The organism is Marivita sp. (genome assembly GCF_022763305.1).
GTDB lineage: Bacteria > Pseudomonadota > Alphaproteobacteria > Rhodobacterales > Rhodobacteraceae > Marivita.
In genome coordinates this window covers 1-20,671 of sequence record NZ_JALEGT010000104.1, presented here as the reverse complement: position 1 = coordinate 20,671, position 20,671 = coordinate 1, and the positions used below count along the sequence as shown (strand labels likewise).

Here is a 20,671-nt window from a genome sequence, read left to right as displayed (position 1 = left end):
GCGTGTCTATAGTTGTCTGCGACCAGGAGATGACGAACGTGCCATTGTAAGCCGTTCCCATGTTCCCTTTGCCTGCTCTCTTTAGTTTTATTTTTATCTAAAGAGTAACCAGCGTTGAAAACGTTTGCAGGCAAAAATGTGCCCACTTGCGCATCTGCAAGCAATTTCTCGCCAAGCGTGATTCTTCGGCAACGGGTGACGTTGGGTCAGGTCTATTCTGCGGGATTGAACCCTACGATCAGCTGTCTGAGCCCCAGCGCAGCGCCAGCAAAAATGGCAAGGAAGGTCACTGGGGCGCTGTAGGCCAGCATGGAAAATGCGCTGATGCCCTGACCCACAGTGCAGCCCAAGGCAATCACCGCTCCGGCCCCCATGAGGCCCGCGCCAAAGATCTGGCGGCGCAGCTCGCGGGGATCCTCGCAGGCTTCCCAGCGGAAATGTCCCTTGATCAACGAGCCGCAGAATGCGCCGAACCACACGCCGGCCACGGAACCGACTGCAAAGCTGACGGGTTGAGCCGAGCCGATCATCCACCACATGATGCTCTCGCCCAAGGGTGCGGCAAAGCTGTGCGACACGACGGGCAATGCCTCGAACCCGGTGTTTGCCACCCAGGCCGTCCCCGCCCATCCGCTGATGATGGCGATGCCGACCACCACCGCCCAGATTGCCGCCTTGGGATTGTCAAGAAAGGCGCGGGAACTCGCGGAAATGGCAAGAAGCGCGAGGCCGATGCTCAGCCCGATTGCATGGGATGAAAGCCCGGTGGCGACCGCGGCTGCATGCGCGATGCCGGGGGGCACATCGCCCGGAAGAACCGGGCTTTGTGGAAAGAGCATGTCCCGCAGAGGTGCGAGCGGCCCGCTCAGCACAACATAGGTCGACACGCCCATGACCAGCACGATGACAAAGCTGCGCAGGTCGCCGCCGCCCAGCCGCGCCACCGCGCCGTAGCCACAGTTTCCGGCCAGTGCCATGCCATAGCCGAACATCAGCCCGCCGATGACAGATGCCCAGGGCAGCCAGTTGATGGACAGATAATACGTTGTTCCGGCCTCGACGAACCCTGTGCCCATCAGGGCGAAACTGCCGATGATCGCGGTGCCGATGGCGATGCCCCACATGCGAATGCGGGTGTCCGACCCGCCGTAGAGCAGGTCTTCGATCGCGCCCAATGTGCAGAACCGCCCAAGTCGTGCGGCAAGTCCCAGCAGAACTCCTCCAAAAAGTCCGACGCAGGCGACAAGAATGTGCTCCGGAACAGTCTCCAGCATGATGCTGTCCTCCCAAGACAGGCTCCCGAAGAAAGTATGCTGTCAACGAGATATGTACGCAAGACAAGAGTGCTTGCGGCTCATTCGTCCTTGCAGAAGAGATCGTAGACGCATTCGAGCATCTTGCGCGGACGGTCATCGGCAAGGCGGTAATAGATCGTCTTGCCATCCCGGCGCGGAATGACCAGGCCTTCGAGGCGCAAACGCGACAGCTGCTGCGACACTGCCGCCTGACGCGCGGCCAGCAGTTCTTCGAGCTCGGTCACGGATTTTTCGCCGGTGACGAGGTGACACAGGATCATCAGCCGTCCTTCATGGCTGATTGCCTTGAGGAAGTTCGACGCGGTGGTCGCCTTGTCCACGATCCGGTCAAGTTCCTCTTCGTTCAGATCCGGACTGAGCTGGGGAAGTGCCATGCCGTGCCTCTAGTTCTTGACCGTGTCGGTGCCCGACGCAGGATTGAAATCCGTATGGTCTTCCAGCAGCTTCGTCAGAAGCGGCCAAAAGAAATCCTCGCCGGGATATCCTTCGATCCGTGCCTGTTCTTGACCATTTTCTATCAGAACAAAGGTCGGCGTGAAAAGCACGCGGCGCGCATACGTGATGCCCTCGGGGGGGGCTTCGCGCAGGTCTGCCCGGAGAAGAGGCGCAAATTTGCCCTCGTCCGTCTTGGGATATGCAGGTCCGATCTCATGGTCCCAGCGCTCGCAATACACGCACCCCGGCTGTTCGACCATCACCAGCATAGGTTCGGCCAGGGCCGTCGCCGTCAAGGCCGGACTGGCCATCAGCATGGCGGCAAGCGCGAGGGCGTTGAAAGCGGACATCATTCACCAATTGACGACAGTATAACAAACTACGTAATCTGAATATGTGAATAATTCAAGGAATCTCCCTGCATGTTCGACATTTCTTTTGCAGGTGCAGCGCTTGCCGGGATCCTGAGCTTCTTTACCCCATGCATTCTGCCGATGGTGCCGTTCTATCTGTGCTACATGGCAGGCATTTCCATGAACGAGCTGAAGGGCGAAGCGGACGTGCCGCGCGGGATCGCGTGGAACCTGGTGCTTTCGGCCTGTCTTTTTGCACTGGGCGTGACCACGATCTTTGTTCTGCTGGGCATGGGGGCCACCGCGGTGGGACAGGCCTTTGCCGATTTCCGCGAGCCTCTGCGCTATGTCGCGGCGGCGGTCCTGCTGGCCTTCGGTCTGCATTTTCTGGGCGTCGTGCGCATCCCGATCCTCTACCGCGAGGCACGGGTCGAGGCGAAAGCAGAGCCCACGACCCTTGTCGGCGCTTATGTGATGGGCCTCGCCTTCGGCTTTGGCTGGACCCCCTGCGTCGGCCCTGCGCTGGCGTCGATCCTGATGATCGCAGGTGGCATGGGGGACATTTACCAGGGGGGGCTGCTGCTGTTCGTCTATGGCGTCGGCATGACGGCACCCTTTGTGATCGCCGCCTTGTTCTCGGGCCCGTTCCTGCGCTGGACGGCGCGAAACCGCAGCTTTCTGGGCTATGCGGAAAAGGTCATGGGAGGCATGCTGATCCTGTTCGCGCTGCTGATCGCGACGGACACGGTGAATTTGATCGCGGAAGCCATGCTGCGCTGGTTTCCGAATTGGTCATCGCTTGGATGACCGCCAACACAGGAGGAGGAAGGAAGATGAAACATTTTCTGGCAGGCGCGCTTGCGCTGGTAATGGCGCTTCCGCTGGCGGCGGCCGAACTTGGGGATGACGGTCTGCACAAGCAGCCTTGGATGCGCGACACCTTCAAGGATTTGCGCGAAGACCTCGAGGAAGCCAATGCCGAAGGCAAGCGGCTGGTCCTCTTCTTCGAGCAGCGCGGCTGCATCTATTGCTCCAAGATGCATGAAGAGGTCTTCTCGGATGCCACGGTCAGCGACTTCATCGCCGAGAACTATTTTGTCGTTCAGCTGAACCTGCACGGCGACATCGAAGTTACAGATTTTGACGGCGAGGTGCTGTCGGAAAAGGACATGGCCCGCAAGTGGCGCGTGCTCTTCACGCCGAACATCGTTTTCCTGCCCGAAGAGGTTCCTGAAGACCAGAATGCGCTCGAAGCGTCGGTTGCCGTCATGCCGGGCGCCTTTGGGAAAGGAACAACTCTCGACATGTTCACCTGGGTGGCGGAAAAGCGCTATCTGCTTGATGGAGATGAAGATTTTCAGCGTTACCATGCGCGTCGCATCCAGGAGCGCAGCAACGGAAGCACGGACTGACGCTGCGACATACATACTCAATTATTCACGTCTGTGAATTTGTTGTTGCATGAATCAAGCTCTGTGGCCTACGGTACACAAAGCCATATGTCAGCCCGGCCAACGTGTCGGGCGGTAAGGGAGGGACAATGAAGCTAACAGGTATTTCCGCAGCAGTCGTGTTTTTCGCGACCGCGGCCATCGCCAACCCGATCAATCCGGGTGAGGTGCAATTCGATGATTACGGTGCCATCACGGCCTCGCTGACCGGTGTCGAAGGGGACGCCGCCAACGGCGCCAAGATCATGACCAACCGTGGCAAGGGCAATTGCGTGGCCTGCCATGCCGTCACTGCGCTCAGCGATGCGCTGTTCCACGGTGAAGTCGGCCCAAGCCTCGACGGCATCGCGGAGTACCGCACCGCCGAAGAGCTGCGCGGCATTGTGGCCAACGCGAAGATGACATTCGAAGGCAGCGTCATGCCCGCCTTCTACAAGACCAGCGGATTCATCCGCCCCGGTGATGGTTACACCGGCAAGGGTGCAAAAGAAGAAGACCTGACGCCCATCCTGACGGCGCAGGAAATCGAAGATGTGGTGGCGTTCCTGCTTACGCTTAAGGGCAGCTGATCTGCTGCCACTGGATTAGGAGAAAAGACATGGATTTCACGAGACGCGAAACCCTGGCATTGGGTGGGGCAGCCGCGCTGACCTTCGTCCTGCCGTTCCGCGCCAATGCTGCGGCTGACGACGCAATCGCAGAATTCACCGGCGGTGCTGCACTCGCTGATGCTGGTGTCGAACTGACCGCGCCGGAGATTGCCGAGAATGGCAACACGGTTCCGATTTCGGTGTCCGCCCCGGGCGCAACCGCGATCATGGTTCTGGCCGCAGGCAACCCGACGCCGGGCGTTGCGACCTTCAACTTCGGCCCTCTTGCCGCGTCCCAGTCCGCAAGCACGCGGATGCGTCTTGCCGGCACGCAGGACGTGATCGCCATCGCACAACTGGCCGACGGCAGCTTTGCCCGCAGCGCCAAGACCGTAAAGGTCACCATCGGCGGCTGCGGCGGCTGACGGTCAACATTCAGATTTCAGGAGAGACAACATGGCATCCGGTGTAAAACCCCGCGTCAAGGTTCCCAAATCCGCCTCTGCTGGCGAAGCGATCGTCATCAAGACGCTGATCAGCCACCCGATGGAATCGGGCCAGCGCAAGGACGGCGACGGCAACCCGATCCCGCGCTCGATCATCAATCGCTTCACCTGCGAGTTCAACGGTCAGATGGTCGTTGACGTGAAGATGGAGCCGGCGATTTCGACCAACCCGTATTTCGAATTCGAGGCCACCGTGCCCGAAGCCGGTGACTTCACCTTCACCTGGTACGACGATGACGGGTCTGTCTACAACGACACGCAGTCGGTCGCGGTCTGAGCAGAAGCTCCTCCCTGTTCCGGTGCACGGGGCAGGGCAATTTTGGGAGGGAACAGAATGAAATACAAGGCAATGACAGCGTTCGCCGCGCTGGTCATCTCGGCTCCGATGGTCTTTGCAGGTGGCGCGGATGACGACACCCTGTCCATCGACGGCGAGGTGATGATCTCCAAAACCGCAGCGCCCGCGCACATGGCGGAAACAGGCATCGACACGATCATGTCGGGCTGGCACTTCCGCGAAGACGACACGCAGGCCATGCAGATGGACACGTTCGACAACCCCGGCATGATCGCCGTGGATCAGGCGATGGATGCCTGGAACACCGTCGAAGGCACTGCCGAAAAGTCCTGCGCGTCCTGTCACGAAGGCCCGGAAAGCCTCGCGGGTGTTCGCGCGGTGTACCCGAAGTGGAACGCAGAAGCGGGCGAGATGCGCACGCTGGCAATGCAGGTCAACAACTGCCGCACCGAACAGATGGGCGCCGAAGCCTACAAGTATGACGGTGCCCAGATGACAGCGATGGAAGCGCTGATTTCCGTTCAGTCGCGTGGCATGCCGGTGAATGTGGCCATTGATGGCCCTGCCGCCGAATACTACGAAAAAGGCAAGGAAATCTACTACACCCGCTATGGCCAGCTCGAGCTGTCCTGCGCGAACTGCCATGAACAGAACTACGGCAACTACATCCGTGCCGACCACCTGTCTCAGGGCCAGATCAACGGGTTCCCGACCTACCGCCTGAAGAACGCGGGTCTTGTGCAGACGCACAACCGTTTCCGCGGCTGTATCCGCGACACCCGCGCCGAGACCTTTGCCGTCGGTTCTCCGGAATTCATCGCGCTTGAAGTCTATGTCGCCTCGCGCGGCAATGGCCTCAGCGTCGAAGGACCCTCGGTCCGTCAATAACCTCAAGGCCCGCGCTGCACGAGGCGCGGGCTTTTTGATACTTAACCCATTCACACATGCGAATGTGTGACCGGACATCCAAGAAGGCCCCCTCACATGATTTCACGTCGCGATTTCCTGCAGGTGTCGATGGCCGCGTCCGCTCTGGTGGGCGCGTCCGGTTTCGGCAACTGGTCCCGGCTGGCGGCGCAGCAGGCGCTGACGCAGGACCAGCTTCTGCAGTTCGACACGTTCGGCAACGTGTCCCTGATCCACGTCACCGACATTCACGCCCAGCTGAAGCCGATCTATTTCCGCGAGCCATCGGTGAATATCGGCGTGGGCGACAATCGCGGTGCCGTGCCGCATGTGACCGGAGCCGATTTCCGCAAGCTTTACGGCATCGACGACGGAAGCCCGTCCCATTACGCGCTCAGCTCTGGCGATTTCTCCTCCTTGGCCAAGGCATATGGGCGCGTCGGAGGTCTGGATCGCGTGGCCACGGTGGTCAACGCGATCCGGGCCGACCGCCCCGATGCGATCCTGCTTGACGGCGGCGACACATGGCACGGGTCCTACACCTGCTATCACACGCAGGGGCAGGACATGGTCAACGTGATGAACCAGCTCAAGCCCGATGCGATGACCTTCCACTGGGAATTCACGCTGGGATCGGACCGCGTGGCCGAACTGGTCGAAGGCCTGCCCTTTGCCGCTCTGGGTCAGAACATCTTCGACGCGGAATGGGATGAACCGGCCGAGCTGTTCCCGCCCTACACCTTCTTCGAACGCGGTGGCGTGAAAATCGCTGTGATCGGTCAGGCCTTCCCCTACATGCCGATCGCAAACCCCGGATGGATGTTCCCGGAATACTCCTTCGGTATCCGCGACGAGAACATGCAGGCCATGGTTGACGAGGTTCGTGCGCAAGGGGCCGAATGCGTCGTCTGCCTCAGCCATAACGGGTTCGACGTGGACAAGAGCATGGCGAGCAAGGTGACGGGGATCGACGTGATCCTGTCGGGCCATACTCATGACGCGCTGCCTGAACCCGTTCTGGTGGGAGAGACGATCATCGTGGCGTCGGGCTCCAACGGTAAATTCGTCAGCCGCGTCGATCTGGATATCCAGAACGGTCGCATGATGGGCTTCCGTCACAAACTGATCCCGATTTTCGCAGACGTGATCGAGCCGGACCAGGAAATGGCCGCTCTGATCGACGAACAGCGCGCGCCCTACAAGGACCAGCTGGAAGAGGTGATCGGCCAGACCGACAGCCTTCTGTACCGCAGGGGCAACTTCAACGGCACATGGGACGACCTGATCTGCGACGCCCTCATGAGCGAGCGCGAGGCCGACATCGCCATGTCGCCGGGTGTGCGTTGGGGGCCAAGCCTGATCCCCGGCGACAACATCACCCGCGAGGACATCTGGAATGTCACCTCCATGACCTATGGCAAGGCCTACCGGTCGGAGATGACGGGCGAATTCATCAAGATCATCCTCGAAGACGTGGCCGACAACATCTTCAACCCCGACCCCTACTACCAGCAGGGCGGCGACATGGTGCGCATCGGGGGCATGGGCTACCGGATCGACGTGCAGAAGCCGCAGGGCGAGCGCATCACCGACATGGTGCTGCTCAAGACGGGCGAAGCCATTGATCCCGCGAAAAACTATGTCGTCGCGGGCTGGGCGTCGGTCAACGAGGGCACCGAAGGTCCACAAATCTGGGACGTGGTCGAAGCGCATATCAAGAAGCTTGGCACCGTCACCGTTCAACCCAACAACAGCGTCACGGTTGTGGGCGCGTAACTTCAACCGGAGTGTGAGATATGTCTGACATGCACAATCCCTCGCGCCGCGCGTTCCTGCGGGGCTCGGCCGCCGCAGCGGCGGGGCTGACCGCTGCGGGTGCCGCGCGGGCGAATGGCCCGGATCCGCTGATCACCGAAGTGCAGGAATGGGCGAGCGTCTTTGGCGATGGCGTCGATGCCACGCCCTACGGTCTGCCGATCCAGTACGAAAGCGATGTGGTGCGCCGCAACGTGGAATGGCTGACCGCCGACACCACCAGCTCGATCAACTTCACGCCGATTCACGCGCTGGATGGCACGATCACCCCGCAGGGCTGTGCTTTTGAACGCCATCACTCGGGCGCGATCGAGCTGCGCAAGGAAGACTACCGCCTGATGATCAACGGCCTGGTCGATACACCGCTGGTGTTCTCCTATGCCGATCTGGAACGCTTCCCGCGCGAGAACCACGTCTACTTCTGCGAATGTGCCGCGAACACCGGCATGGAATGGGCGGGCGCGCAGCTCAACGGCGCGCAGTTCACCCACGGTATGATCCACAACATGGAATATACCGGCGTGTCCCTGCGCACTCTTCTGAACGAAGCGGGCCTTGGCGCTGCGGGCGATCTGGCCGACAAATGGGTCTATGTCGAAGGTGCGGATGCGTCCTCGAACGGCCGCTCGATCCCGATGGACAAGGCGCTGGACGACGTGCTGGTCGCGTTCAAGGCCAACGGCGAAGCGCTGCGCAAGGAACACGGCTACCCGGTCCGTCTTGTCGTTCCCGGTTGGGAAGGCAACATGTGGGTCAAGTGGCTCCGCCGGATCGAAGTGACGGCGAACGCGGTCGAAAGCCGCGAGGAAACGTCGAAATACACCGACACGCTGGCCGATGGGACCAGCCGCAAGTGGACCTGGGTGATGGACGCGAAATCCGTCATCACATCGCCCAGCCCGCAAGCACCGATCACCCATGGGGCAGGCCCGCTGGTCATCACCGGTCTGGCGTGGTCTGGCCACGGCGCGATCACCCGCGTGGACGTGTCCAAGGACGGCGGCAAGACATGGGAAACCGCACGTCTCGCCAAGCCGGGTGAGAAGATGGCTCTGACCCGCTTCTACCTCGACACCGAATGGAACGGTGAGGATATGCTGCTGCAATCCCGCGCCATCGACGAAACCGGGTATGTTCAGCCGACCAAGGCTCAACTGCGCGACGTGCGCGGCGAAAACTCGATCTATCACAACAACTGTATCCAGACGTGGCACGTCAAACCCAACGGGGAGGCCGAAAATGTCGAAGTCTCTTAAGCTTTTCGGCGGAACCGCACTTGGCACGCTGGCCGTGCTGACAATGGCCGTGAATTTTGCCGACCGCAACATCGCGGGCTTTCCGGAAAATCCGCCTGTCATGACCGCGATCGCGCCGCCCGTGGTTTCCAGCGGTCTGGTCGCCGCGGCGAATGCATCGACGGGTGCAGGCGAAGGCAAGTTCGGTCTGGGTCGCCCGGCCCTGGCTGAAGAAATCGCCGCTTGGGATCTCGATGTAAGCCCGGATGGCACCGGTCTTCCGGTCGGATCGGGCTCGGTCGAAGATGGCGAAATGATCTTCTCCGAAAATTGCGCGGTCTGCCACGGTGAATTCGCCGAAGGCGTCGACAACTGGCCCGAACTCGCAGGTGGCGAAGGCACGCTTGCGGACGCGGATCCGGTCAAGACCGTGGGCAGCTATTGGCCTTACCTCTCGACCGCCTGGGACTACGTCCATCGCTCCATGCCTTACGGCAATGCGCAGACGCTCAGCAATGACGAGGTCTACGCCATCGTGGCCTATATCCTCTACTCGAACTTCCTAGTGGATGATGATTTCGTTCTCTCGAACGAGAACTTCCTCGACGTCGAGATGCCCAACGCAAATGGCTTCATCGTCGATGATCGGGCCGAGACCGAATACACGATCTGGCGGACCGAGCCGTGCATGGAAAACTGCAAGGACAGCGTCGAGATCACCATGCGCGCAACCGTGCTGGATGTAACGCCCGAGGAAGAGGGTGACGACCACGCAAGCGGTGAGATGTCCGGCAATGGCGACGCCGTGGTACAGACAGCCGCTGCCGCACCTGTCGCGGAAACCGCAGAACCCGCTCCGGTCGTGGCAGCCGCCGCTGCAGGCCCGGACCCCGAGCTGGTGGCCTCCGGCGAAAAGGTGTTCGGCAAGTGCAAGGCATGCCATCAGGTGGGCGACGGAGCGAAGAACCGCTCCGGTCCCGCGCTGAACGGCGTCGTCGGCGCGGATATCGCGTCGGTTGACGGGTTCAAGTATTCCAATGTCTTGGCCGACATGGAGGGCGCTTGGACACCCGAAACGCTCGCTGCGTTCCTGGCCGACCCGCGCGGTTTTGCCAAGGGCACCAAGATGAGCTTTGCAGGCCTGAAAAGCGAAGACGATATCGCGGCGGTCACAGCCTATCTGTCGACCTTCGAAAAATGATCCGGTGCGCGGCAGGGATATATCCTGCCGCGCAGTTTGTTTGCTAATATGAGGCTGAGAGTCAGCTTTGGCTCCAGCGTCATCCAAGAGGTGTCATGTCGAAGTCGTCCGGTCTGTTCATATCAGTTCTAGGTGGGGCTGCACTTGTGCTCGGGGTGGCCTATGGCTGGACATCCCGGGACTACCGTGCGGCAGAGCTGGCGGTCCTGACAGACCGGCTGGCGCAGCTGGAACACAGCAATGACGATCTGGCCCGTCGCGCGGATCAGGCATTTGACCTTGAAGCCCGTCTGGCAACGCTCGAAGCGGACCTCGCCGCCGCGCGCCAAGCGGTCGAAGACGCCAAACAGGCAGCATCGCAACCGGTTGCTGCCGTTGCAGACCCGGTGCAACAGCCTGAACCAGACCCCGTCATTGCCGACGCCACCGGACTTGAATTTGGTGATCCGTCCCGCGGCGAACAGGTGTTTGCACAATGCCGGTCCTGTCACCAGATCGGGCAGGGCGCCGAAGACCGCATCGGCCCGCATCTCAATGGCATCTTCGGACGCCGCGCCGGTGCACATGACGGGTTCCGCTACTCCGATGACATGGCGATGATGGGCGCCGATGGTCTGACCTGGGAGATCGAGACACTCAACGCCTATCTGGAGAACCCCAAGGCATTGGTGTCGCGGACGCGGATGAACTTTGCCGGTTTGGATGATCCGCAGGAGCGGTCCGACATCCTGGCCTATCTGCGCCAGTTCTCGGCCAGCCCGCAGAACATACCCGAGGCCGCGCCCACCGCACAGGCGCGTGAGGTGGAACTGTCGCCCGAAGTGCTCGCCATTGTGGGGGATACGGATTACGGCGAATACCTCGCCAGTGAATGCAAGACCTGCCACCAGCAGGACGGATCGGATCGGGGCATCCCGTCGATCACGCAATGGCCGACCGAGGATTTCGTTGTCGCCATGCATGCCTACAAAAGACAGATCAGACCGCACCCGGTGATGCAGATGATGGCATCCCGGTTGTCGGACGAAGAGATTGCCGCGCTCGCGGCATATTTTGCCAAGGCCGAATAAGGTCCGGAAGAGACCGTCTCGGGTAAGGCGCGCTTTGAAAACGGGAGGAAGACCATGAAACTCAACAGACGTGCCTTTGTCGGCACCGGGATCGCGGCGGCAACGCTGAGCGCGCCGATGGTGCATGCGGCCTCGCATGGCAAACCCAAGGTGGTTGTCGTGGGCGGCGGGGCAGGCGGTGCCACCGCTGCTCGCTATCTCGCCAAGGACAGCGCGGGGGAGATAGACGTTACCCTGATCGAACCGACACGCAGCTACTACACCTGCTTCTTCTCGAACCTCTATCTTGGCGGTTTCTGGGATCTGGAGAACCTGTCGCATTCCTATGGCAAGCTGGCCTCGGATTACGGCATCAATGTCGTGCATGACTGGGCCACGGGCGTGGACCGCGATGCCAAGACCGTAGCGCTCGCGGGTGGGGGATCGGTGCCGTATGACCGGCTCATCCTCAGCCCCGGCATCGACTTTGTCGAAGGCTCGGTGCCCGGTTGGGACCTCTCGGCGCAGAACGCGATGCCGCACGCCTACAAGGGCGGCAGCCAGACCGAGTTGCTCAAGGCGCAGATCATGGCGATGCCTGAAGGCGGCACCTATGTGATGGTCGCGCCGCCCAACCCGTACCGCTGCCCGCCCGGACCTTACGAGCGGATCTCGATGGTCGCGCATCAGCTGAAGATGAACAATCCGACGGCCAAGATCATCATCGCAGATCCCAAGGAATCCTTCTCGAAACAGGCCCTGTTCGAGGAGGGCTGGCAGAAACACTATTCCGGCATGATCACCCGGATCGGTCCCGATTTCGGCGGTGGCAATGTCACCGTTGATCCGGAAGCGATGACCGTGGACGTGGATGGCGAACTGATCCAGGCCGATGTGGTGAACGTGATCCCGGCGCAGAAGGCGGGACTGATCTGCGATGCCGCAGGCCTCACCGAAGGCAACTGGGCACCTGTGGATGGCGCCAGCATGGTGTCGCGCCTCGACGAGAACATCCACATCCTCGGAGATGCCACCAACCAGGGCGACATGCCGAAATCCGGGTTCTCGGCCAATTCACAGGCCAAGGTGGCCGCGATGGCGGTGCGTGGTGCGCTCACCGGAAGCCGTGTCTTCCCGGCGAAATACTCGAACACCTGCTGGTCCCTCATCGCGACGGATGATGGTGTGAAGGTCGGCGCGGCCTATGAGCCGAACGAAGAGAAGATCGCCAGCGTGTCGAGCTTCGTCAGCCAGACCGGCGAGGACGCGGCGCTGCGCAAGGCGACCTACGAGGAAAGCATCGGCTGGTACGAAGGCATCACGTCCGACATGTTCGGCTGAGGCTTTCGATCAGATTCTGGAAAAGGCCGGGCCTCTGTCCCGGCCTTTTTTGTTTTGGAGCAGTGTCGGATCGCTGTGCGATCCGACGGATTGGAGGGCCAGCCCTCCAAACCTCCCGGAGTTTATCGGGCAAGATGAAGATCAAACGGATTGGAGGCCTTTCATCGCGCCGACGAGGTGGGGGATCTTTTCCTTGAACTTGAAGAACCCGGCAGTGGCGTAGGGCCACGCGCGGCGGTCGAAGTCCCGCAACGGACGTATGACGGGCAGTGCGCGGATGTCGTTCAGAACCATGGCCGCGGGTCCGACCGGGGCATAGGGGGTCACGATCTGGTCCGCCCCTGCGGTCCTTGCCCAGTCCTCGATCTGTTCTGCGCTGGTCAGAGCTTGCGTGATCGGACCAAGCGAAGCGGACCAGCGGGACGTGCAATCCTGCATGAGGGCCGATTTGAACCTCTGGACCTTTGGCGCGACGTGCAGCGGGCTGATCTGACCGGTGGCATCCAGCGTGGCCGTGGCCAGAGGTTTCAAACCTAGGTCGAACAGCCATCCGGGGCTCAGGTCGTCTTCGTGCAGGAGCAGAACCGACCGTTTGGCCGGATCGAGGAGATCGCCGGTCGGAGCGTCCATGCGCGGCGGATGCGGCGGCCCGTCGAGCGGGGCGGGGTTGGAGGCCAGTTGGTAGAGCGGCGAGAACCGGCCTTCGGTGTATTTCGAGATGTTCGATGCCCGTGCGGCGTAGTTCTTGCCCTGGGTCTGCAGCCCGGCCACCCAACGCCAGCTCAATGTGTTGGAGGCAGGATCACCGTCGTAGAGGTGGCGCAGGAAGAAATCCGCCCCCAGTTCCCAGGGCAAGCGCAGGGTGAAGATCCAGATCGACGCGAACCACATGCGGGCATGGTTGTGAAGGTAGCCTGTCTCGACCAGTTCACGCGCCCAATGGTTGAAGCAGTCGATCTCGGTCTCTCCGCGACAGGCGGCTTCCCATTCGCTGCGCAGTCCGGATTGGGTTTGCACCTGATCCCACGCCAGCAGCAGGCCCTGTTGATAGCCGCCCCAGACCGCCGGGCGCATTTCCAGCCAGCCTTTCCAGTAGGTGCGCCAGAACACCTCCTGTACGAATTTCTCCGCGCTGCTCAGGGAATACCGGCCCAGTACGGCGTCGATCACTTCGGGCTCTGTCAGGAGCCGATGCCGGATATAGGGTGACAGGGTCGACACGTTGTCGTGCCGCCCCGGTCCTCGGTCATAGTTTCGCTGTGCCGCGTAATCGCGGGCGGCTTTCGGCACGAAGGCCGAGAGTCTTTCCAATGCGGCGGTCCGGGTGGGGGTAAACGGGTCTGTCATGGCGGGCCAGCTAAGCCTGCGCGGTGCCGGGTCAAGATCGGTCGTCGAACCGCTGCCCCTTGCAGCCCCCAGAACCCGACACTAGTCTTGAGACAACTCGCAACCAAGCCCCCCGTCCGGCGGGCGCATCATCCAGGCAGGCACAGATGAAAGATCCCCTCGATACCTACATGAATACGCTGGTCCCCATGGTGGTCGAACAGACCAGCCGTGGCGAACGGGCCTACGACATTTTCTCGCGTCTGCTCAAGGAACGGATCATTTTCCTGAGCGGACCGGTGCATGACGGGATGTCGTCGCTCATTGTGGCACAGCTTTTGCATCTCGAGGCTGAAAATCCGTCCAAGGAAATCAGCATGTACATCAACAGCCCCGGCGGGGTGGTGACCAGCGGATTGTCGATCTACGACACGATGCAGTACATCAAGCCCAAGGTCAGCACGCTGGTGATCGGCCAGGCGGCGTCGATGGGATCGCTGCTGCTGACTGCGGGTGAGCCGGGCATGCGGTTCTCGCTGCCCAACAGCCGCGTCATGGTGCACCAGCCCTCGGGCGGTTATCAGGGCCAAGCGACGGATATCATGATCCACGCGCAGGAAACCCAGAAGCTCAAGACACGGTTGAACGAGATCTACGTGAAACACACCGGTCAGACGCTCAAGAAGGTGGAAGCGGCGCTGGAGCGGGACAACTTCATGTCCCCTGAAGAAGCAAAGGAATGGGGCCTGATCGACGAGATCGTGGAAAGCCGCGTCAAGGTGTCTGACGACGAATAATCGTGATTGGGTCACGGCGTCCCGAATGTATTTTTGACGTTGTGGCCCAAGTATTGCTGGCCTAAGGTTCTGAGAAGAAAACATGACACACGCATAGGGATAGTGGTTTGAAAGTGCGAAATCACAGCGTGAGTCAGGAAAGGTAAAGACATGGCGACGAATTCTGGCGGCGACAGCAAGAATACTCTTTACTGCAGCTTCTGCGGCAAGAGCCAACATGAAGTGCGAAAGCTGATCGCCGGGCCGACCGTCTTCATCTGCGACGAATGCGTCGAGCTGTGCATGGATATCATCCGTGAAGAGACCAAAGGCGGTGGCCTGAAGTCCACGGATGGCGTGCCCACCCCGCGCGAGATCTGCGACGTTCTCGACGACTATGTGATCGGTCAGTCGGTGGCGAAGCGTGTGCTCTCGGTGGCGGTGCACAACCACTACAAGCGCCTGAACCATTCGCAGAAATCTTCGGATATCGAACTGGCCAAGTCGAACATCCTGCTGATCGGCCCGACCGGCTGCGGCAAGACGCTGCTGGCGCAGACACTGGCGCGAATCCTCGACGTGCCCTTCACCATGGCGGACGCGACCACGCTGACCGAGGCGGGCTATGTGGGTGAGGATGTGGAGAACATCATCCTCAAGCTTCTGCAGTCGTCCGAATACAATGTGGAACGGGCGCAGCGCGGCATCGTCTACATCGACGAGGTCGACAAGATCACCCGAAAGTCCGAGAACCCGTCGATCACGCGCGACGTGTCGGGTGAAGGTGTGCAGCAGGCTCTGCTCAAGCTGATGGAAGGCACCGTCGCGTCGGTGCCGCCGCAGGGCGGGCGCAAGCATCCGCAGCAGGAATTCCTGCAGGTGGACACGACAAACATCCTGTTCATCTGCGGCGGCGCGTTTGCCGGTCTGGACAAGATCATCGCGCAGCGGGGCAAGGGGTCGGCAATGGGCTTTGGTGCCGATGTGCGCGACAATGACGAACGCGGCGTGGGCGAAATCTTCAAGGACCTCGAACCCGAAGATCTTCTGAAGTTCGGTCTTATCCCGGAATTCGTCGGCCGTCTGCCGGTGATCGCAACGCTTGAGGACCTAGACGAGGAAGCGCTGGTCATCATTCTGACCCAGCCGAAGAACGCGCTGGTCAAGCAGTACCAGCGTCTGTTCGAGCTGGAGGACACGACGCTCAGCTTTACCGACGACGCGCTCAGCGCCATTGCCAAGCGCGCGATACAGCGCAAGACGGGTGCGCGGGGCCTTCGGTCGATTCTGGAGGACATTCTGCTCGACACCATGTTCGAACTTCCGGGCATGGACGAGGTCGTCGAAGTCGTGGTGAATGAAGAGGCCGTGACCTCGGATGCCAAACCCCTGATGATCTATGCGGAGCAGAAGAAGGAAGGCGCCTCAGCCGGCTGATCCGACCGTTAATATCAACATGAAAAGGTGGACATCTTGTCCGCCTTTCTTTTTGGGATGTGATCCATGACCATTACGCGTATTTCCTCTGGCGGTGCCTTCGAGGCGAAAATCGGATATTGCCGCGCCGTTGTGGCCGGAGGCTTTGTCCATGTCGCCGGAACTGTGGGGCAGGGCGACACCGTGGCGGAGCAATGCCAGAGCGCGCTCGACGTGATCGCGGGCGCGCTGGAAAAGGCAGGCGCCTCGATGGCGGATGTGGTCCGTGTGACCTATTACCTGCCCGACCGGCACGAGTTCGAAGCCTGCTACGACATCCTGGCCCGCACCTTCGGCGACAACCCGCCCGCGGCCACGATGATCGAATGTGGGCTGATCGACACGAAATACCGGATCGAAATCGAAGTGACAGCATTGGCCCCGGCTGCGTCATAGCTGCGCTGGACCTTGCCCCTGAAAGCACCCTATAACGGCGCTGATCCAAACCCGAGGAGTCGTCCATGGGCATTCTGAATACCCTTCTTCGTGCCGTGACCTGGTGGAACGGGCAAACGCTCGGCACCCAGATTTATACGTGGCGCAAAGGCGAAAAAGTGGGTGAGGACACCCAAGGCAACATCTTTTACCAGTCGCGCGACGGCAAGCGGCGTTGGGTGATCTACAATGGCGAGGCCGAGGCGAGCCGTGTCGATCCCGATTGGCATGGCTGGCTGCACCACACGTTCAAGGAACCGCCGACCGAGCGACCGCTTCCCAAGAAATCCTGGGTGAAACCGCATCAGGAAAACCTGACGGGCACGGCGCTGGCCTATGCGCCTGCCGGGTCGATCCGTCGGCCTGATCCCAAGCCGCGTCAAGACTACGAGGCGTGGAGCCCCGAATAAACCTGCCGTCCCTGCGCAGTCTGGCAGAGGTCCGATGTCCCGTCTGATAGCCCTTTTCGTCTGTGTGATGCTGGCCTCGGTCAGCATGGCTCAGCTTGCCACGTCGAATGGCACCGGGGTCACTCTGCGGGCGCTGGACAAGCTGACAGGCCGTGTGACCGACCTTCAGGTCGCCGCCGGCCAGTCTGCCACGGTGGGCCGCATCACTGTACGCGCCAATGAATGCCGCTATCCCGAGGGAAACGCTGCCGGAGAGGCCTACGCCTCGCTCACCATCACCGAAATCGGCGAGGACGCCCCGGTCTATCAGGGCTGGATGATTGCGTCTTCTCCGGCGCTCAATCCGATGGATCACCAACGCTACGACGTCTGGGTGTTGCGCTGCACCACATCCTGACCTGATGCCGCCAGCGGCGCGCGGGTGATGTCTGCGTTGACCAGAAGCGCCTGTGCCAGATGGGCACGATACTCCGCTCGCGTGATTTCGATTGCCCCAAGAGAGGCAAGGTGATGGGTCAGGAACTGGGTGTCGAACAGGACAAACCCTGTGCGCCGCAACAGATCGACCAGCCAGGCCAGCGCAATCTTGGAGGCGTCCCGTTCCCGCGAGAACATGCTTTCGCCGCAGAACGCACCGCCGACCGCGACGCCATATACACCACCGACCAGCCGATCCTGCATCCAGACCTCGATGGAATGTGCATGTCCCATGTCGTGCAGGTCCGTATACAGCATTCGGATGTCCTGGTTGATCCATGTCTCGCTCCGATCAGCGCAGGCATCGATCACATCGCCAAAGGCCGCGTTCAGCGTCACCTCGTAGGCTTCCCGCCGGAGCGTCTTGGCCAGACTGCGCGAGATATGGAACCCGTCGAGCGGAAACACGCCGCGCCGACGCGGATCGACCCAGAACATCTCCGGGTCGTCCCGATGCTCTGCCATGGGAAACACACCGACCCGATAGGCTTGCAACAGAAGTTCGGGCGTGACGGTCATGATGCACCGCCGGGCGCGTCAGGCGAATGTGGGAGTGCGGCCCGCCTCAAGGCTTCGCGTAGGTACGCTCCAGCCAATGCTCGAGCCAGTGGATATTGTAGTCCCCGCTGCGCACGTCCGGATCCTGAAGCAGGTCACGGAACAGCGGCACCGTGCTGTCAACGCCATCGACGATCAGTTCACCCAGCGCACGGGACATCCGCGCAAGCGCTTCGTCCCGGTCGCGCCCATGCACGATCAGTTTGCCGATCAGGCTGTCGTAATAGGGCGGGATCGTGTAGCCATCGTAAAGCGCGCTGTCCATACGCACGCCCAGCCCGCCGGGGACATGATACTGCGTGATCCGGCCCGGAGAGGGCGAGAAATTCGGCAGCTTTTCCGCGTTGATGCGAGCTTCGATGGAATGCCCGTTGATCTTCAGATCGTCCTGTTCGAACGACAGCGGCAGGCCCGAAGCCACGCGGATCTGTTCGCGCACCAGATCGACGCCAAAGATCGCCTCGGTCACGGGATGTTCGACCTGCAGACGGGTGTTCATTTCGATGAAATAGAACTCGCCGTTTTCATAGAGGAATTCGATCGTGCCCGCGCCAGCATAGTTGATCTTGGCCACGGCATCGGCGCAGATCTTGCCGATCCGTGCGCGCTCTTCCTCGTTGATGCAGGGGCCGGGGGCCTCTTCAAGTACCTTCTGGTGGCGGCGTTGCAGCGAACAATCGCGCTCCCCCAGATGAACCGCTTTGCCTTTGCCATCGCCAAACACCTGCACCTCGATGTGGCGCGGGGTGGTCAGGTACTTTTCGATATAGACTTCGTCATTGCCGAAGGCCGCCTTGGCCTCGGACCGGGCGGTCTGGAACGCGCGCTCCATGTCGGCGGCGGTCTGTGCCACCTTCATGCCGCGCCCGCCACCACCGGCGGTTGCCTTCACGATGACCGGATAGCCGATCTCGTCGCCCACCTTCCTGGCCGCGGCCAGATCCGCGACGCCGCCATCCGAGCCGGGCACACACGGCACGCCAAGCGCCTTGATCGTGTCTTTCGCGGTGATCTTGTCGCCCATGATGCGGATATGTTCGGCGGTCGGGCCGATGAAGGTCAGCCCGTGGTCCTCGACGATCTGCACGAAGCGTGCGTTTTCGGACAGGAATCCATAGCCCGGATGGATCGCCTGCGCTCCAGAGATTTCGCAGGCCGAGATGATCGCGGGAATGGACAGGTAGCTGTCGGTGGACGAAGGCGGCCCGATGCAGATTGCCTCGTCGGCCATGCGCACATGCATTGCGTCGGAATCGGCGGTGGAATGCACGGCCACGCTCGCCACGCCCATTTCGCGGCAGGCGCGGATCACGCGAAGGGCGATCTCGCCGCGGTTGGCAATCAGGATCTTGTCAAACATGCCTGTGCCCCGTTCACTCGAGGATCACGAGCGGCGCGCCGTATTCGACGGGCGCGCCGTCTTCGACAAGGATACGTTTCACGACGCCGCTGCGCGGAGCCGGGATGTGGTTCATTGTCTTCATCGCCTCGACGATGAGCAGTGTGTCACCTTCGTTGATCTGCTGTCCAACCGAGATGAAAGCCGGGGCACCGGGTTCGGCCTGCATGTAGACCGTGCCAACCATCGGCGAAGTAACGGCACCAGGATGTGACGCCGGGTCTTCCGGCGCGCTGGGCGCGGCAGGGGCGGGCGCGGCAGCAGGGGTGGCTGCGGGCGCTGCTGCAACAGTGGTTTGTACGGCGGGCGCTACCTGAGTGACACGACTGACGCGAACATTGAGACTGTCATCCTCGCCGTATTCGCGCTTGACCTGCAATTCGGTCAGGTCGTTTTCCCGCAACAGCTTTGCCAGCGCTTCGATAAAGGCCACGTCGGCTTCATGGTTGGTCTTGGTCATGCTGTCCCTCGCCCGCTACTTGCTCTTCGCGCGGCCCCGTTGGTGATGGATCGGACACGCGCTTTCCCTACGGGCACCACCCGTATTGCCTGCCTTTCCTTGCACCGATTACTGCTCAGGAGCAAGGGGCAGCAGCGATCAATCTCGGTTCAGGAGCCATGCAGGCGCTGCTTCGGGGCACGCATTCAGCCTTCGGTTGGGGTCGCCTTTTCCGTTTCGAGACCGGTGGTTTGTTCGGAAATCAACGCCATGATCTGCATCTGCACGGCCGACGGCGGGGCGGCGGGTGCAATGCTCTTGTCGTTGCCGATAGCTCCGGGAGCCGGATTTGGCGCTGTCAGGGTGTCGGGAGTGGGAGGACTGGCGCGGATCGCAGGATCGATCCGGTACATGGGCTTGAGACCCAGGCTGGGCAGGGTTGGATGAAATACAGGCATGTCATGCTCCGTCGTTTCGGAGCCCCCACCTTTAGGGATGTAGCACAACAGGACCGGGAAAGCCTGTAGGAACTCGAATCTGGGTTAACGACGCGGAAAAGAAAAAGGCGGCCCGTGGACCGCCTTTTCTTCGGTATGGGCGAACAATCACCCCCGGTTCATCCGGTTTTCGATGAGGTCATCGACGACGGAGGGGTCTGCGAGTGTTGAGGTGTCGCCGAGGGCACCGTAGTCGTTTTCGGCGATCTTGCGCAGGATGCGGCGCATGATCTTGCCGGAGCGGGTTTTTGGCAGGCCGGGGGCCCATTGGATGAGGTCGGGGCTGGCGATCGGGCCGATCTCGGTGCGGACCCAGGTGCGCAGCTCTTTCATCAGCTCGTCGCTGGGCTCGATCCCGTTCATCAGCGTCACGTAGCAGTAG

General features: G+C 61.2%; 24 protein-coding genes and 1 pseudogene. 16 read left to right on the top strand and 9 right to left on the bottom strand.

Going from position 1 to position 20,671, the window contains the following annotated elements:
• Positions 1-212: 212 nt before the first annotated feature.
• The 3 genes from MRY75_RS18720 to MRY75_RS18710 form a co-directional block, all read right to left on the bottom strand.
• Positions 213-1,274, bottom strand: a complete 1,062-nt coding sequence (locus MRY75_RS18720; RefSeq protein ID WP_292309527.1) for a YeeE/YedE family protein — start codon at positions 1,272-1,274, stop codon at positions 213-215.
• A gap of 80 nt (positions 1,275-1,354) precedes the next feature.
• Positions 1,355-1,690: a metalloregulator ArsR/SmtB family transcription factor gene (locus tag MRY75_RS18715; protein WP_292309526.1), complete on the bottom strand. Its 336-nt coding sequence runs from the start codon at positions 1,688-1,690 to the stop codon at positions 1,355-1,357.
• A gap of 9 nt (positions 1,691-1,699) precedes the next feature.
• Positions 1,700-2,101 carry a thioredoxin family protein gene (locus MRY75_RS18710; protein ID WP_292309525.1) on the bottom strand — a complete coding sequence of 134 codons (402 nt, stop codon included), beginning with the start codon at positions 2,099-2,101 and terminating at the stop codon, positions 1,700-1,702.
• A gap of 72 nt (positions 2,102-2,173) precedes the next feature.
• Between MRY75_RS18710 and MRY75_RS18705 the strand changes: the two genes are divergently transcribed.
• The 11 genes from MRY75_RS18705 to MRY75_RS18655 all read left to right on the top strand — a co-directional run bounded on the left by MRY75_RS18705 (position 2,174) and on the right by MRY75_RS18655 (position 12,496).
• Positions 2,174-2,911: a cytochrome c biogenesis protein CcdA gene (locus tag MRY75_RS18705; RefSeq protein WP_292309524.1), complete on the top strand. Its 738-nt coding sequence runs from the start codon at positions 2,174-2,176 to the stop codon at positions 2,909-2,911.
• A 26-nt stretch (positions 2,912-2,937) separates the two neighbouring features.
• A complete protein-coding gene (locus tag MRY75_RS18700) occupies positions 2,938-3,516 on the top strand; it encodes a thioredoxin family protein (RefSeq protein WP_292309523.1) in 579 nt (192 codons plus the stop codon).
• A 128-nt stretch (positions 3,517-3,644) separates the two neighbouring features.
• The gene (gene soxX / locus MRY75_RS18695) at positions 3,645-4,124 is read left to right on the top strand and encodes a sulfur oxidation c-type cytochrome SoxX (RefSeq protein WP_292309522.1); all 480 of its coding nucleotides are present in this window, start codon (positions 3,645-3,647) and stop codon (positions 4,122-4,124) included.
• Positions 4,125-4,153: 29 nt separating this feature from the next.
• Positions 4,154-4,570, top strand: a complete 417-nt coding sequence (soxY, locus tag MRY75_RS18690) for a thiosulfate oxidation carrier protein SoxY (RefSeq protein ID WP_292309521.1) — start codon at positions 4,154-4,156, stop codon at positions 4,568-4,570.
• 31 nt (positions 4,571-4,601) lie between these two features.
• Complete coding sequence (gene soxZ, locus MRY75_RS18685) at positions 4,602-4,928, top strand: thiosulfate oxidation carrier complex protein SoxZ (RefSeq protein WP_292309520.1); 327 nt, start codon at positions 4,602-4,604, stop codon at positions 4,926-4,928.
• A 57-nt stretch (positions 4,929-4,985) separates the two neighbouring features.
• On the top strand, positions 4,986-5,837 hold the full coding sequence (gene soxA, locus MRY75_RS18680) for a sulfur oxidation c-type cytochrome SoxA (protein ID WP_292309519.1): 852 nt from the start codon (positions 4,986-4,988) through the stop codon (positions 5,835-5,837).
• A 96-nt stretch (positions 5,838-5,933) separates the two neighbouring features.
• A complete protein-coding gene (gene soxB / locus MRY75_RS18675; RefSeq protein ID WP_292309518.1) occupies positions 5,934-7,631 on the top strand; it encodes a thiosulfohydrolase SoxB in 1,698 nt (565 codons plus the stop codon).
• 20 nt (positions 7,632-7,651) lie between these two features.
• Positions 7,652-8,926 (top strand): sulfite dehydrogenase, encoded by a 1,275-nt coding sequence (gene soxC, locus MRY75_RS18670; RefSeq protein ID WP_292309517.1) that lies wholly within the window; start codon positions 7,652-7,654, stop codon positions 8,924-8,926.
• Entirely contained in the window at positions 8,910-10,106 is a 1,197-nt protein-coding gene (locus MRY75_RS18665; RefSeq protein ID WP_292309516.1) for a c-type cytochrome, read from the top strand. Before soxC ends, MRY75_RS18665 begins: the two co-directional genes overlap by 17 nt.
• 413 nt (positions 10,107-10,519) lie before the next feature.
• The gene (locus tag MRY75_RS18660; RefSeq protein ID WP_292309528.1) at positions 10,520-11,176 is read left to right on the top strand and encodes a c-type cytochrome; all 657 of its coding nucleotides are present in this window, start codon (positions 10,520-10,522) and stop codon (positions 11,174-11,176) included.
• A 54-nt stretch (positions 11,177-11,230) separates the two neighbouring features.
• Positions 11,231-12,496 (top strand): NAD(P)/FAD-dependent oxidoreductase, encoded by a 1,266-nt coding sequence (locus MRY75_RS18655; protein WP_292309515.1) that lies wholly within the window; start codon positions 11,231-11,233, stop codon positions 12,494-12,496.
• 141 nt (positions 12,497-12,637) lie between these two features.
• On the opposite strand, the gene MRY75_RS18650 is transcribed toward MRY75_RS18655, so the two are convergent.
• The gene (locus MRY75_RS18650; protein WP_292309514.1) at positions 12,638-13,843 is read right to left on the bottom strand and encodes an FAD-binding domain-containing protein; all 1,206 of its coding nucleotides are present in this window, start codon (positions 13,841-13,843) and stop codon (positions 12,638-12,640) included.
• Positions 13,844-13,989: 146 nt separating this feature from the next.
• On the opposite strand from MRY75_RS18650, the gene MRY75_RS18645 reads away from it, so the two are divergent.
• The 5 genes from MRY75_RS18645 (at position 13,990) to MRY75_RS18625 (ending at position 17,316) form a co-directional block, all read left to right on the top strand.
• On the top strand, positions 13,990-14,619 hold the full coding sequence (locus tag MRY75_RS18645; RefSeq protein ID WP_292309513.1) for an ATP-dependent Clp protease proteolytic subunit: 630 nt from the start codon (positions 13,990-13,992) through the stop codon (positions 14,617-14,619).
• Between the two features lie 150 nt (positions 14,620-14,769).
• Positions 14,770-16,035: an ATP-dependent Clp protease ATP-binding subunit ClpX gene (clpX, locus tag MRY75_RS18640; protein WP_292309512.1), complete on the top strand. Its 1,266-nt coding sequence runs from the start codon at positions 14,770-14,772 to the stop codon at positions 16,033-16,035.
• Between the two features lie 66 nt (positions 16,036-16,101).
• On the top strand, positions 16,102-16,470 hold the full coding sequence (locus tag MRY75_RS18635) for a RidA family protein (protein WP_292309511.1): 369 nt from the start codon (positions 16,102-16,104) through the stop codon (positions 16,468-16,470).
• Positions 16,471-16,535: 65 nt separating this feature from the next.
• A complete protein-coding gene (locus MRY75_RS18630) occupies positions 16,536-16,919 on the top strand; it encodes an NADH:ubiquinone oxidoreductase subunit NDUFA12 (RefSeq protein WP_292309510.1) in 384 nt (127 codons plus the stop codon).
• A gap of 34 nt (positions 16,920-16,953) precedes the next feature.
• Positions 16,954-17,316, top strand: a complete 363-nt coding sequence (locus MRY75_RS18625; protein ID WP_292309509.1) for a DUF2155 domain-containing protein — start codon at positions 16,954-16,956, stop codon at positions 17,314-17,316.
• Here MRY75_RS18625 and aat read toward each other — a convergent pair.
• The 5 genes and pseudogenes from aat to MRY75_RS18600 all read right to left on the bottom strand — a co-directional run.
• Positions 17,280-17,915 carry a leucyl/phenylalanyl-tRNA--protein transferase gene (aat, locus tag MRY75_RS18620; RefSeq protein WP_292309508.1) on the bottom strand — a complete coding sequence of 212 codons (636 nt, stop codon included), beginning with the start codon at positions 17,913-17,915 and terminating at the stop codon, positions 17,280-17,282. The two genes, MRY75_RS18625 and aat, sit on opposite strands and share 37 nt — an antisense overlap.
• A gap of 46 nt (positions 17,916-17,961) precedes the next feature.
• Entirely contained in the window at positions 17,962-19,314 is a 1,353-nt protein-coding gene (gene accC / locus MRY75_RS18615) for an acetyl-CoA carboxylase biotin carboxylase subunit (RefSeq protein WP_292309507.1), read from the bottom strand.
• A 13-nt stretch (positions 19,315-19,327) separates the two neighbouring features.
• Entirely contained in the window at positions 19,328-19,813 is a 486-nt protein-coding gene (gene accB / locus MRY75_RS18610) for an acetyl-CoA carboxylase biotin carboxyl carrier protein (protein WP_292309506.1), read from the bottom strand.
• Between the two features lie 185 nt (positions 19,814-19,998).
• Positions 19,999-20,250 (bottom strand): hypothetical protein, encoded by a 252-nt coding sequence (locus MRY75_RS18605; RefSeq protein WP_292309505.1) that lies wholly within the window; start codon positions 20,248-20,250, stop codon positions 19,999-20,001.
• 147 nt (positions 20,251-20,397) lie between these two features.
• Positions 20,398-20,671, bottom strand: a pseudogene (locus MRY75_RS18600) (acetyl-coenzyme A synthetase); the annotation flags it as partial.